11 protein-coding genes and 1 pseudogene are annotated in these 13,347 nt (G+C 64.6%); 3 read left to right on the forward strand and 9 right to left on the reverse strand.

From position 1 onward, the window contains the following. Position 1 precedes the first annotated feature (1 nt). From dnaG to ACWF99_RS31220, 5 genes and pseudogenes are all read right to left on the reverse strand, one after another. A complete protein-coding gene (gene dnaG / locus ACWF99_RS31200; RefSeq protein ID WP_378637593.1) occupies positions 2-1,924 on the reverse strand; it encodes a DNA primase in 1,923 nt (640 codons plus the stop codon). A 25-nt stretch (positions 1,925-1,949) separates the two neighbouring features. Then, positions 1,950-3,203, reverse strand: a complete 1,254-nt coding sequence (locus ACWF99_RS31205) for a deoxyguanosinetriphosphate triphosphohydrolase (RefSeq protein ID WP_378637590.1) — start codon at positions 3,201-3,203, stop codon at positions 1,950-1,952. A 1-nt stretch (position 3,204) separates the two neighbouring features. Next, positions 3,205-3,783, reverse strand: a complete 579-nt coding sequence (locus ACWF99_RS31210; RefSeq protein ID WP_378637756.1) for a YdcF family protein — start codon at positions 3,781-3,783, stop codon at positions 3,205-3,207. Positions 3,784-4,021: 238 nt separating this feature from the next. After that, complete coding sequence (locus ACWF99_RS31215) at positions 4,022-4,189, reverse strand: hypothetical protein (protein WP_452538193.1); 168 nt, start codon at positions 4,187-4,189, stop codon at positions 4,022-4,024. 53 nt (positions 4,190-4,242) lie between these two features. Beyond that, a pseudogene (locus ACWF99_RS31220) lies at positions 4,243-4,425 on the reverse strand (LysR substrate-binding domain-containing protein); the annotation flags it as partial. A 304-nt stretch (positions 4,426-4,729) separates the two neighbouring features. On the opposite strand from ACWF99_RS31220, the gene ACWF99_RS31225 reads away from it, so the two are divergent. Then, positions 4,730-6,205 (forward strand): pentapeptide repeat-containing protein, encoded by a 1,476-nt coding sequence (locus ACWF99_RS31225; protein ID WP_452538140.1) that lies wholly within the window; start codon positions 4,730-4,732, stop codon positions 6,203-6,205. A gap of 285 nt (positions 6,206-6,490) precedes the next feature. On the opposite strand, the gene ACWF99_RS31230 is transcribed toward ACWF99_RS31225, so the two are convergent. From ACWF99_RS31230 to ACWF99_RS31240, 3 genes are all read right to left on the reverse strand, one after another. After that, positions 6,491-7,123 (reverse strand): MAE_28990/MAE_18760 family HEPN-like nuclease, encoded by a 633-nt coding sequence (locus tag ACWF99_RS31230; protein WP_452538141.1) that lies wholly within the window; start codon positions 7,121-7,123, stop codon positions 6,491-6,493. Further along, complete coding sequence (locus ACWF99_RS31235; RefSeq protein WP_452538142.1) at positions 7,107-8,168, reverse strand: DUF262 domain-containing protein; 1,062 nt, start codon at positions 8,166-8,168, stop codon at positions 7,107-7,109. Before ACWF99_RS31235 ends, ACWF99_RS31230 begins: the two co-directional genes overlap by 17 nt. 147 nt (positions 8,169-8,315) lie before the next feature. Then, positions 8,316-8,993 (reverse strand): MBL fold metallo-hydrolase, encoded by a 678-nt coding sequence (locus tag ACWF99_RS31240; RefSeq protein WP_452538143.1) that lies wholly within the window; start codon positions 8,991-8,993, stop codon positions 8,316-8,318. Between the two features lie 69 nt (positions 8,994-9,062). Between ACWF99_RS31240 and ACWF99_RS31245 the strand changes: the two genes are divergently transcribed. Beyond that, entirely contained in the window at positions 9,063-11,048 is a 1,986-nt protein-coding gene (locus ACWF99_RS31245) for a TPM domain-containing protein (RefSeq protein ID WP_378637580.1), read from the forward strand. A 92-nt stretch (positions 11,049-11,140) separates the two neighbouring features. Beyond that, positions 11,141-11,959, forward strand: coding sequence for a MerR family transcriptional regulator (locus ACWF99_RS31250; RefSeq protein ID WP_378637577.1), 819 nt, complete (start codon positions 11,141-11,143; stop codon positions 11,957-11,959). 35 nt (positions 11,960-11,994) lie between these two features. Here the strand turns inward: ACWF99_RS31250 and ACWF99_RS31255 are convergent, their stop codons facing one another. Continuing rightward, positions 11,995-13,305: a phthiocerol/phthiodiolone dimycocerosyl transferase family protein gene (locus ACWF99_RS31255; RefSeq protein ID WP_452538144.1), complete on the reverse strand. Its 1,311-nt coding sequence runs from the start codon at positions 13,303-13,305 to the stop codon at positions 11,995-11,997. Positions 13,306-13,347: the final 42 nt, after the last annotated feature.

Here is a 13,347-nt window from a genome sequence, read left to right on the forward strand (position 1 = left end):
GTCAGGCCCCGGCCGCGTAGCCCTCGTTGCCCATCGCCTGGGCCGCGAGGCTCTTGCGGTACTGCTCCAGCGCCACCAGGTCGCCGAACAGCGTCATGTAGGTGTCGGGCTCCTCGCTGGCCGACAGTCGCTGCAGCCTCGACTTGAGCTCGGCGATCTGGCGGCCCACCCAGGCTTCCTGGACGCGGGCGAGGATGCCGGTGATGAAGCGGGGGGTGTCGTTCTGGGTGCGCACCGGGAGCTGCTCGTTGGCCAGTTCGGAGACCAGCGCGCGGATCATCAGGTCGTCGGTGTGGTCGGCCACGGCGGCGACCCATTCCGCACCGCTGAGCCCGGCAGCCGTGCCGCCGGCCTGGGCGATCATGATGCGCACGGCCACATAGGCGGGGTGGGTGAAGGCGGCGGCGTCGATGGCGTCGAAGGACACGCCCGCGATGCCCGGGTATTGCAGTGCGGCGCTGAGGGTTTGGCGCTGCGCGTACAGCACCGGGTCGTTCGGTGCGGGCCGCACCGAGGAGCTCTCCTCGACGCGAGGCGCGGGGATCGCCGCGGCGCCGGACTTCAGATCGGGCGTGGTGCCACCCATCCGGTTCTTCTTCGCCTCTTCACCGACCCGGCGCACGACGAGCTGGATGTCGTCCCAGCCCACCCAGCCTGCCAGCTTGGTGGCGTACCCCTTGCGGGTGGCGTTGTCCTTGATCTGGGCCACCACGGGCACCGTACGGCGCAACGCCTCGACACGGCCCTCGACATCGTCGAGATTGTGTTCGGCGAGCAGTCCGCGAATCACGAACTCGTACAGCGGGGTTCGCCGCGCCACCAGATCACGCACGGCGCTGTCGCCGGAGTGCTGACGCAACTCGCACGGGTCCTGCCCGTCGGGCGCCACCGCGATGTAGGTCTGTCCGGCCAGCCGCTGATCGCCGCTGAACGCCTTCAACGCCGCGGCCTGCCCGGCCGCGTCACCGTCGAAGGTGTAGATGATCTCGCCGCGCCAGAAGTTGTCGTCCATCAGCAGCCTGCGCAATACCTGCAGGTGCTCTTCGCCGAACGCGGTGCCGCAGGACGCGACCGCGGTTTTCACCCCGGCCAGATGCATGGCCATGACATCGGTGTAGCCCTCGACGACCACGGCCTGATGACCCTTGGAGATGTCGCGCTTGGCGTGGTCGAGACCGAACAGCACCTGAGACTTCTTGTACAGCAACGTTTCCGGCGTGTTCACGTACTTGCCGGGCATGGTGTCGTCGTCGAACAGCTTGCGCGCGCCGAAACCGATCACCTCGCCGCCGAGATTGCGGATCGGCCACAGCAGGCGGCGATGGAACCGGTCGATCGGACCGCGCTTGCCCTGCTTGGACAGTCCGGCCGCTTCCAGCTCCTTGAACTCGAAACCCAAGCGCTGTAGGTGCTTGGTCAGCCCGTCCCAGCCCGCGGGGGCGTACCCGCAGCCGAATTGCGCCCAGGATGCCTTGTCGAAGTTGCGGTCGGTCAGATACTTGCGCGCGGCCTCGGCTTCGGGTTCGTGCAGCAGGCCCATGTAGTACTCGTGCGCGGCGGCATTGGCGGCGACCAGGCGCGAGCGGGTGCCGCGGTCGCGCTGCACCGAGGTGCCGCCACCCTCGTAGTTGATCTGGTAGCCGATGCGATCGGCCATCTGCTCGACGGCCTCGACGAAACCGATGTGTTCCATCTGCTGCAGGAACTTGTAGACATCGCCGCCCTCACCACAGCCGAAGCAGTGGAACAGCCCGTGGTTGGGGCGCACATGGAACGACGGCGACTTCTCGTCGTGGAACGGGCACAGACCTTTGATCGAGTCGGCGCCCGCGCGCTTGAGCGCCACGTACTCACCGACTACATCTTCGATCCGGACACGTTCACGGATCGCCGCGATATCGCGATCTGGGATTCGTCCGGCCACGATGAGCGAGTCTAGTCGGGTCTGCTCAGCGGCAGTCCAGCGAGGCGGCGACGCGTTCGAAGCGGCTCTCGGTGTAGGACGCGATCTGGTCGATCACCACGCGCACGCGGGCGGCCTCGGTGGTGGCGGCGTTGAACCAGGGCAGCATCTGATCGTCGAGGTGGGCGGGCGCGGTGGTGAGCAGCCGGTCGGCGACGGCCTGCACGCGGTCGCGCTGGGTCTGCTGTCGGGCGAGGTGACCGGGGTCGGAACGCACGTACCGCAGCGCCATGGTCTTGAGCACGGCCACCTCGGCGGCCACGATCGGCGGCACGATCAGATCGGCCTCGTAGCGGCTGAGCGGGCCTTCGCCGTAGCGCTCGTGGGTGGCCGAGATCGCGGCGGTGGCGAAGCGGCCGACCAGTTCGCTGGTGAGCCGTTTCAGGGCTACCGACGCGCCGAAGCTGCCGTCGTAGTCCGCGGCGTCGGCCACGATGTCGAGTTCGGAGAGCCGTTGCGCGGCGGCGGCGAGTGCCTCGATCGATTGGTCGGGGTGCTGGCCGTGCCCCTGTTCGGCCAGCGCCGCCTGCTCGGCCGGGTCGGCCAGGGCGCGCAGGTCGATGCGGCCGACGATCACGCCGTCCTCCACGTCGTGCACCGAGTAGGCGACGTCGTCGGACCAGTCCATGATCTGGCATTCCAGGCTCTGCTTGCGGTCGGGCGCGTCTTTGCGCACCCAGGCCAGGCGCTCGAGATCGTCGTCGTAGGCGCCGAACTTGGTGCCGGAACCGCTTCTGCCCCAAGGGTATTTGAGGGTCGCGTCCAGGGCCGCCCGAGTGAGGTTGAGCCCGAAGCTCTCTCCGTCGGCGTCGAGGACCTTGGGTTCGAGGCGGGTCAGGATGCGCAGGTTCTGCGCGTTGCCTTCGAAACCGCCGTATTCGTCGGCGAATTCGTCGAGCGCGCGTTCACCGTTGTGGCCGTAGGGCGGGTGGCCGATGTCGTGGGCCAGGCCGGCCAGGTCGACCAGGTCGGGGTCGGCGCCGACACCGTCGGCGATGCTGCGCCCGATCTGGGCCACTTCGAGCGAGTGGGTCAGCCGGGTGCGCGGGGTGTCGCCCTCGCGCGGGCCCATGACCTGGGTCTTGTCGGCGAGGCGACGCAGCGCGGCGGAGTGCAGCACGCGGGCACGATCGCGGGAGAACTCACTGCGATGTCCCTTGCCCGCGGCGCCGGGCCATGCGGTCTTACCGGGCTCGTGGACCATGCGTTCCTGGTCGTGCGGGGTATAGGTCCCTGTCATCTCACTGTCCCGCCTCGTAAGGAAAATCTGCCGAGAAATGAGTGAGCTGATACCAGAGCAGCGCGCCGGTTTCGCGGGCGATGCCGTGGAATTGCGACTCCCTCGTGTAGACGGCGGGCCCGGTGCGAGTGGGTGCGGTCCACGCTTCCAGGCCTGCGTCGCGAGCCATCGTCCTGGTTCGCAGTGAATGCCACGGATCGCTCACGAGTACGGCCGATGACATATCGCGCTCCCCCATCGCCGACGCCACCGCCTCGATGCTGCGCAGTGTGTCGGAACCGGTTTCGACGGCGACGATGTTCTCGCTGGGGACGCCCTTGTCCTCCAGATACCGTTTGCCCGAGGCGGCTTCGGTATACAGGTCGCCCTCCTGCTTGCCGCCGACGGTGATCACGGTGGGCGCCACCCCGGCTTCGTAGAGTCGCCAGGCCTGATATAGCCGCGCCTCGAAAACCGACGACGGCGTTCCCGAATACTGGGCCGCGCCGAGCACCACGATCGCGTTCGCGGGGGTGTAGTCGTCGATCCGCGCGACCTGCCAGACCCGGACCGCTGTCCCGGCGACCAGCACCAACCCCATCAGCACCGCTCCGGCGATCAACCGGACGAACCACACCGAGACCGTCGACACCAGCCCGCGCGGATGCCTGACATCCGGGGCGGGCGTGACCGTTCGCGAGAAACCCGATTTCACCTTCGTCAGTCTGCCAGGTCGGTCCGACGCGCCGTGGGGTCAGCGGTCACCACCGGATTCCGTTCTGGTGAACTACCGATCGGTGTCCACGAGATCGTCGCCGCGACGTCGACGAACGAGCGGATCAGCGGGTGTGCGCGACGCTGTTCCAGGCCAGCACGAGTCTGCTGGGCGGCTTGTCGACGAGTGGGACCACCACCAGACCGTCCGGAACCGGATGACCGAGCGGCGTGAATCCCACGGTGCCGTTCCACAGGACGGTTTGCTGGCATTCGTGGACGGTCCGCAGCACCGGCCCGGTGTCGGGTGCGACCCGTAGCCGCGCCAGATCGGGTCGGTGTCGGGAGGCAGCTGGAACCAGTGTCGATCTGCCAGCTCTCGCAGGTGCAGGTTCGGGCGGTCGGCGAATGGATCATCCACGCGCAGTACGACGCCGACGGGGTCGGTGCGCAGAACCTGTGTGGTGATGCCTGTTTCGTCGAAGGGCGTGCGGGTGAGAGCGATGTCACGCGTCCGGCGCGCAGCCACGCTGTCGGATCGGCGAAGTCACCTTCTCTGATGTGTACCTGCACGTCGGGGTGCGCGGCTCGGTAAGCGGCCGCCAGTCGGGTGCCTGCATGTTCGGCGAAGGTGCCGATGGTGATGGTGGTGTCCGCCCCTGCGGCGACCGCGACCCTGGTGCGTACTCGATCGGCCTGGACAAGCAGGTCGCGTGCCTCGTCGTAGAGCGCGGCACCGGCGGGCGTGAGGGTCACACCTGTCGATGAGCGGCGCAACAGTTCGTAGCCGAGGTCGGCCTCCAGCTGCTTGATTGCCGCCAGAGTTGGTCCACATGCGGGAGATCGCGGAGAATGATGCGGTGCTAAATTGGGTGGGTAAGCGCAACAAGGCAATTGGCCAGTTCGTAGGGCGAACACGACTACTGTCCGCGGTTCTTATCGCACTGTGCGGAGGACTGACTGTGGCTTACCTCGCCTATCAGGTCGTCCATAGAATCACGCCCACCAGCGACGCCAAAGCCGCACCGATCGACATCACACGTGTCGCGTTGACCGTTGTCGCTGGTGTCGGTGGTGTCGTCGCCTTGGTGATTGCCTATCGGCGTCAACGCGATCTCGAGCATTCCCGGTTCGTCGAACGTTTCGGTGCCGCAGCTGCACAGCTTGGCGCCGCCGACGTCGCGGTCCGTATCGCTGGCGTCTACGCGATGGCCGGCGTGGCCGACGAGTCAGAGGGACTACGACGCCAGCAGTGCATCGACGTGCTGTGCGGATACCTCCGACTGCCCTACGACACCGACCACGGCGCCAGCGGACGCACCAAACTCGTGACCAAAGCCCCCCGAGTCGAACACGGGCGAATCCGGGGAGAAACAGAGGAACACGTCGAATACCGCCAGAACGACCGTGTCGTCCGCGCAACCATCGTCCGCGCCATCGCCGACCACACTCGCGCCTCAGCCGAGTACCCCTGGTCGAGAAGCGACTTCGACTTCCGCACAGCACATCTCGAAGACGTCGACCTCAGCGAAGGAAAGTTCATGGGAGCTGTCCGGTTCGACGACTCGGTATTCTCCGGCGACACTCGGTTCGCCGGGGCAACCTTCGATGACACCGCATGGTTCAGAGGGGCAACCTTCCACGGCTACACCGATTTCAGACAGGCAAAATTCTCCGGCGGGGCCGAGTTCAGCGGATCGACTTTCGACGGCACGGCCGAGTTCGAGAGGGCAACGTTCAGCGACAATGCCTTATTCGACGAAACAACTTTTTCCGACAACGCTGATTTCGGCGGCGCAACCTTCTCACGCCGCACCTCCTACGTCAGGTCATCGTTCGCTGGTAGCGCGCGGTTCAGTGAGACATCGTTCTACGACTACGCCGAGTTCAGAGCGACAAAGTTCTTCGGAATCGCCGACTTCAATAGGGTGACCTTCGATTCCCCCACCTTGTTCTTTGCGGTGACCTTCAACTCCGCCGCCGAGTTCGGCAGAACAACTTTCCATGCCGACGCCGATTTCAGGAAGGCAACCTTCTCCAGCTACACCTGGTTCCGGATGGCCACATTCCACGGCCGCGCCGACTTCGTGCAGTCGACCTTCTCCGGTGTCGCCGGATTCAGTGGGGTGACCTTTCTCGGCGACACTGAGTTCGTAGAGGTGAACTTCGGCGCCAAGACTGTCTCGTTCGAAGCACCCATGCTCTGGGGTCCTCCAGCACCTGTGTTCGACTGGGACCAAGACGTCAGCCGAAAGCCCATGAACGTCGAGCCGCAGGATTGGCCGCCTGTCAGCCCACCAGCCGCATAGGCGACAGCAAGCGGCCGCGTGCGCCAATCCGGTCAGACACGGCAGCAGTACTGATCGAATTCGGTTGCTACCACGGCGAAATCATCGCCGTGGTCCGCCGCCACCGCCACACAGCGCAGGGGTCGCCGCTGTACTGGGTCGATCGTCGGCCGGCGTTGGCCTGAGCCTATCCCTGAGCTGTGACTGTTCACTCAGCCAGCCGGATGGGGCTAGCCACACTCGCACGACATGCTCGTACGAGACAATCTCGCTTGCCGTTTCCCGACCCGAAATCGGACCAAAATTTCATATATGCTCCAACATTGCTTCTTGAAATGCATCCGCGACTAGCCTCATGACTTCACTGACCAGCTTTATATGTTCCTCAACATCCAAACTCCCAAGGTTTGGCGCATCTCCATGCGCAACCCCATGACGCCAACCAACTACCTCTCGGTCAAGGCGGTTTCTATGCAAGAAGAAGGGTGATATCTCGAAGCTTAGAAGCTGAAAATTATGCTCAAGTTTCTCCCAGTTCAAATTCGAACGAGCCTTCACCGACTTACGGTCGAATGACCCAAAATCGCACGCTAAACGAGCTTTCAGACTGTCTACAAACTGCCTTTTGGCACTTGCCGAGTGGTTTCGACTCCTCAACGACTCGAATTCAGCTTCCAAAGCTCCTACAAGCATTGGCCAACCGGCGTCAGACACCTTCCTGCCCTGCATCTGAAGAAAATCGCAATAGAAATCTACACACTCGTTATAGAATCCTTCCCACGCGGCGTAGGAAAGCACCACTAGGGCTTTCGAGCGAACACCCAACGGATCCGATCCTGACGATGCACCAAAGATGCGCTTGACCTCTGATAGTTCCCGAACGCGCAATGATCGTGACGAGTCGATATCGTCAAAATAGTCATCAATTTTTTTTGGCACGTGGATCGAACCACTTCTCTCCAAACGGCACACTACGCTGAATTCGGGTAGTTCCTCGCATCCCCGCACTTAATTCTGTTGCCACCGGGTCGACCCAGAAGGCCGAGATTCGCTCATTTATAAATTCGTCACTTTCCGCCCAACCATCCAGAGAAGACCGATTTTTTGCAATACCAACAGCAATTACTTCCAAGGCTCGCAGAGTAAAGCGTCCTCCACCGCCACCGGGTCGCGGAGGGTCCGTCGGCACCAGCGCGTCCTGCCCGCGCACACGCAGAAGTGTTTCAAGTACCCACTTCGCCGTTTCGATCGCCTCATCCTGTATTCGCCTTTCGACAATCTGAAGAATTCCAGTACTAAGAAATTCCTCAACATCCATACTAAGCGAGTACTCAACGTATACGTGAACAAGAATGCGAATTAGATACTCGAGATCTTTCTGCTTCTGATGCTGCTCATCGGTAATGCGAAATAGTTCGCGAAATCCTTCTTGCGCTGCAATATCTTTCAAATTCTGCGTAAACTGCGGGTCCGCAAGAACCATTGAACACGTTCTAACTTCTTGCTCAGTGGCGTACGCACCACCACGATTCAGGCGTTGGAAAAGATCGTACTTTGTCCGCGGATCGCTGGGATGCTTCAAAATTTCGAAATCTAAACGAGCACGACGAAAAAATAACTGAAGAGGCTTTTGTAGCGTTATTTCACCTGGACCCCTCGCTTCCCACACAACATCCTTGAGGCTCGGTAAGTACTTAGTCGAAGCCATAATGCTGCGCTTAAGCGTTCCAGGATTGTCTACGTCTCGTAGCAGGCCCATGAATTCAAGAATCGTAGATATTCGCTGAAGGCCGTCAACCAACTCCCAAGTACCCAAATCCGTCTCATAAACGAACACCGACGGTACCGGAATCCCAATTAGAATCGATTCTACAAAATTGGACTTCTTTTCAAGACTCCACCGATGTAGGCGCTGAAACTCCGGAAGAATGTTTAGCTCATTACTTGAGTACATCGTCGCAACTTCACCCAAGGTGATTTGCACACGATCAGTATTAACAGATCTTTTTGCGGAATCTATCTCAGAACTCAGCAAGTATCCTTCTCCTCAATCGCGAGACTTGCACCGAACCTGCCAAACAGCATGATCCTAATCTTCGCGGAAGCCCATCCGCTTCGAAACTCGACTACGTCACCAGCCTCTGTCACGCCACTCAGTGAGGTGGGGACGTTCAGCACCTAGAGTCGTGTCATCACCGTGGCCCGGGTAGACGACGGTGTCATCGGGCCAGCGATCGAAGATCTTGCTGGTCACGTCATTGAACAGGTTGGTGAAGTCAGCCGGATTTGTTGTCCGCCCAAGACCCCCCGGAAAAAGGGAGTCGCCGGTGAAGAGGTGGGTGTGGCCTGCGTTGTCGGTGAGGGCGAGGGCGATCGAGCCGGGGGTGTGGCCGCGCAGGTGGATGACGTGGAGGGCGAGGTCGCCGAATTCGATGGTGTCGCCGTCTTCGAGCAGGCGGTCGGGGCGGACCGGGAGGTGGTCGGCGTCGAGGGTGTGGGCGGCGGTGGGGACGTCGAGGGACTTGGTGACCTCGGTCAGTGCCTGCCAGTGATCGGGGTGGCGGTGGGTGGTGACGAGCTGGTCGATCTGGCCGGGCGTCTCGAGCGCGGTCAGTTCGATGATGCGCTCGGCGTCGTTGGCGGCGTCGATCAGCACGGCGGCGCCGGTGGTGGCGCTCTGGATCAGGTAGGTGTTGTTGTCCATCGGACCGACGGACATCTTCACGATGCGGGCGCCGGGGACGTCGCGCTGCTGGGCGTCCTCGCCCGCGGTGACGTGACCTGTGTACTGGCGAGCGACTGTGACCATGCCCCCGATCGTAGAAGCCACGGGCCGCGCTGTCGTGCCGGTGTCGGTATCGACCGTTAGATTCGACACATGCCGCTGTCGAGTTCGGCCCCACGATCGGTTTCCGTGCTCTGCGCGGTGTTCGCCGTATTGAGCCTGCTGTGCGCGCCGAGTGCGGTCGCCGAACCGCCCGCGCGGATGGGTCCGCAGGTGGTCGATACCGCGAATGTGCTCAGTGCGGGCGACGAAGCACGCGTGCTCGACGCGGTCGATACCCTCTACCGCGATCACCAGGTGAAGCTGTGGGTGAACTATGTGCGCACCTTCGGGTCGATGGCGCCGCGCGACTGGGCTGCCCGCACGTCCGACCTGTCCGGCTTCAGCGATCACGATCTGCTGCTGGCGGTGGCCGTCGACGACCGCGGCTACTGGCTCGACGGCACCCTCCCCGAAGGGGTGAGCGACGCCGAACTGGACTCGCTGCTCGCGGGTTCGGTGGAACCCGATCTGCGCGACCAGAAGTGGGCACAGGCCGCGGTCGACACCGCCGAGGGAATCGGTTCGGCGATGCGGGGCGGCGGGGTGCCGTGGGGTGTGCTGATCCTCATCGGGCTGGCCGTGATCGTGGTGGCCGGCGGTTTGATGCTGTTCTCGCGCAAGCGCCGTGGCGACCGGGATCGTGCCGAGCTGACCACCGCGCGCGAGGTGGATCCGACCGATTCCGCGGCGCTGGCGCGATTGTCGCTGCCGACCTTGCACGCGCTCTCCCGCGAGCGACTGGTCGAGATCGACGATGCCGTGCGGACCAGCGCCGAGGAATTGACCCTGGCCACCAGCGAATTCGGTGATACCGCGGTGACGCCGTTCCGCTCCGCGCTCGATGCCGCCCGCGCCGCCACCGCGAAGGCGTTCACGATTCGTCAGCAACTCGACGACGCGATTCCGGAGACGCCGGACCAGCAGCGCGCCATGCTCATCGAGCTGATCGCCACGGCGGGCAAGGCCGATCGCGAACTCGACTCGCAGGTCGCCGATTTCGACGCCATGCGCGATCTGCTCATCGACGCGCCCGCTCGGCTGGACACGCTCACCCGCGACATCGTCGAGCTGACCGCGCGTATGCCGGGCTCCGAAGCCGAACTCGCCCGCCTGGGCTCGACCTATCCGTCCTCGGTCATCGCGCCGATCCACGACAACGTGCGGATGGCGCAGGAGCGGATCACGTTCGCCGAGAACAACATCGATTCCGCTCGCACTGCCCTCACTCAGCCTGTCGGGCAGCAGGGTGGTGCGGTCGCGGCGATCCGAGCGGCCGAAGGCGCGATCGGGCAGGCAAGGACGCTGCTCGATGCCGTCGACCAGGCCGCGACGAACATCCAGCAGGCGCGCGATGGTCTTCCGGCCGCCCTCGACGAACTGCGCGCCGACCTGAGCTCGGCCAAGAGCCTCGCCGAGTTCGGCGGCGCCGACCTGGCCGCCGCGGTCTCGTCCGCCACCGCTGCCCTCAACACCCCGAACGCCGACAGCGATCCCCTCGGTACCTTCCACACCGCGGTCACCGCTGATGCCGAACTGGACCGTGCGATCGCGGCGGCCTCGGATCGCAAACTGGCCGTGGAGGATCTACGACGCCGACTCGATCGCACCCTCACCGACGCGTCCGCCCGCATCGATGCGGCGTCGTCGTTCATCACCACCCGGCGTGGCGGCGTCGACGCGGAGGCACGTACCCGGCTCTCCGAAGCGCAACGCCACCTCGCCGAGGCACGCGGACTCGCGGGCAGTGACCCCGAGCGCGCACTCGTCAGCGCGCAGACCGCCGCCGACCTCGGCGGCCGGGCCATGCAGCAGGCGCAGGCCAGCGTGCAGGCGTGGGAGACGCGTCAGCCGATGTCGGGCGGTGGCTCCCAGACCGGTGCGGTGCTGGGCGGAATCCTCCTGAACGAACTACTCCGCGGCGCGATGAGCGGCGGTTCGCACCGTGGTGGCTACGGCGGAGGCGGAGGTGGTTACCGTCCGGGCTCCTACGGCGGCTCGTCGGGATCACGAAGGGTCAGCCGGGGCGGCAGATTCTGAGCCCGGCGCGGGGAGGTCTGACGGCGCCGAGCCGAGGTCGTCAGGTTGCGCTTGACTCTCCCACTGTGTGAGGCCGTACACCGGAAGGCGTCATGTTCAGTATCGGAGATTTCGCCAGGCACGGTCAGGTGTCGGTGCGCATGCTGCGCCACTACGACGCGGTGGGCTTGCTGCCGCCTGCCAGGGTCGACGCGGCCACCGGGTACCGCTTCTATACGGCGGCGCAGCTGGCCCGGCTCAATCGGCTCATCGCATTGAAAGAGCTCGGGTTCACGCTGGAACAGGTGGGCAGAATGCTCGAGCCGGGGCCCGACGCGGCAGAACTGCGCGGCATGCTCACCTTGCGCCGCGCCGAGCTGGAACAGCGGATCGCTGCGGACCGTTCGCGGTTGACCGAAGTCGAAGCGAGACTCCGAATCATCGAAAAGGAGGGCGTCATGCCCGATCAGGATGTGGTGATCAAGTCGGTGCCCGCGGTGCGGGTGGCTGAATCGTCCAGCTGGGCTTCGGGATTCGAACCGCAGGCGATCAGCCCGGTGATCGGGCCGCTGTTCAGCGAACTGTCCGACCGGCTGGCCAAGGCCGGGATCACGATCGCCGGTCCCGCGATCGCCTACTACGACGCGCGTGACGACGGAACGGTCGGCGTGCATGCGTGCGTGCCAGTGAACGTGGAACCCGCTGCGGCACCGGACTTCTCGATCGTCGATCTGCCCGCGCTCGAACATGCGGCGACCACCGTCTATCGCGGGAACGTGAGCGGGATCGGTGCGGCGTGGCAGGCACTCGGTCGCTGGGTGGAGGACAACGGGCATCGCACCGGCGCACCCGTCCGCGAAGTCACCCTGGAGTGGACCCCCGATCCCGACGGCTGGGTCACCGAACTACAGGAGCCTCTCGCCCCGCGGTGATGCAAGGTCGGCGGTCGGCACGTGCTCGCCTGACTTCAAGCGGTCGCGGCTTCCTGATCGGTGGACGCCCAGGACAGCTCGGATGCCACGGCATCCAGCAGTTCGGCGGCGAGCGCGCCGCCGCCCAACCGGCCGATGGTCAACCTGCCGAGGTAGGTGTAGACGAGGAAGGTGACCGCCGCGGACGCCCCCGTCGACGGGCGGGGGTGTGCGGAGAGGTAGACGATCTCGTAGTCGTCGAGGATCAGCCCGGCGGGGGCGCGGAACGTGGGCACCGTCCCGGTGTTGGTGAGCGCGATATGCCCTGCGGTGGAGTGGATTCGATCGGGACCGAAGAAGTCCGGGAAGTGCAGAACGGACTGTTCGATCACCCCGTCGGCCAGGTCGTCGTGCAGGCTGGTGCCGATCCGGCGAGCGAGCACGATGAGGTCCGCGGTGCCGGCGGCATCGGTGGCGAACGCGGCCAGACCGGACAGGTTGGTGCCCGCTTCCGCGGCGACCGCCGGGTCGAGGCGCCTGCGCAGGTCGACCGGATACACACACGACACGCGGTCCGCGCCCGAAAGATCGCTGTACGCCCGCAACGCCGCGGCGGTGACCAGCCCGTTGACGCTCACCGCGTGCGCGCGAGCCGTCTCGAGCACCCGAGCGGTCGCGACGGTATCCAGCTGAATCCGCGCGGGCCGGGCCAACGTGGCCGGTGCGGCTTCCGACCACTCGGCCCCGCTCATCGAATCGGCGACGACGAGCGGACGCGCCACCGTCTCGAGTCCCGATCGCCGCCCACGCCGGATCCCCCGCTGCGCCAGCAGCACCTCGAGTGACGCCGGATACTCCCGCGTCCCCTCGGCTGCGGTCTCCGACTCGGCGACCACGGCTGCCGAGTCCGCGATCTTCCCGGTCTCCACAAAGTCGGTGTAGTAGCCCCACAGCCGCGCGAACAGTTCGACACAATGCCCCGCGTCGGCCACGCTGTGGTGCACGAACAACGTGACCCGAGCCCGATCCTCTTCGGCGAGAACCACATCCAGATAGGCCAATTGGGCCCCGGGATCCATGGACTCGGCCGGAATCCGCACCTCGTCGGGATCACCGAAACTCACCCACGCGCCGACGGCCTCGATATGCCCGGGACGCAACAGGATTCCGTTCTCGTCGGCATCCTCGACGATCCGGCACACCAGAATCGGAAACCGCCGCTGCAATGCCGCGAAGGCCGCGCCGAGCCCGGCCGCGTCCAGTTCCCCGAGCACGGTGACCGACCGTCCGGTGAAAGTCGCGTGCCGCACGAATCGTTGTTCCGACGGGTCGAGCGCCCGCACCACGTCTTCCGGTTCCCACAGCACAACGAAGATCGTGAGGCAAGCGCCCACCCAACGCAAACCGTC

The sequence above is a fragment of the Nocardia sp. NPDC055002 genome (assembly GCF_053608825.1).

What these genes read in the sequence shown, in the direction of transcription:
- ACWF99_RS31205 (WP_378637590.1), bottom strand. Translation starts at nt 3,203, where the DNA reads ATGACAGGGACCTATACCCCGCACGACCAGGAACGCATGGTCCACGAG.
- ACWF99_RS31210 (WP_378637756.1), bottom strand. Translation starts at nt 3,783, where the DNA reads ATGGGGTTGGTGCTGGTCGCCGGGACAGCGGTCCGGGTCTGGCAGGTC.
- ACWF99_RS31225 (WP_452538140.1), top strand. Translation starts at nt 4,730, where the DNA reads ATGCGGGAGATCGCGGAGAATGATGCGGTGCTAAATTGGGTGGGTAAG.
- ACWF99_RS31240 (WP_452538143.1), bottom strand. Translation starts at nt 8,993, where the DNA reads ATGGTCACAGTCGCTCGCCAGTACACAGGTCACGTCACCGCGGGCGAG.
- ACWF99_RS31245 (WP_378637580.1), top strand. Translation starts at nt 9,063, where the DNA reads ATGCCGCTGTCGAGTTCGGCCCCACGATCGGTTTCCGTGCTCTGCGCG.
- ACWF99_RS31250 (WP_378637577.1), top strand. Translation starts at nt 11,141, where the DNA reads ATGTTCAGTATCGGAGATTTCGCCAGGCACGGTCAGGTGTCGGTGCGC.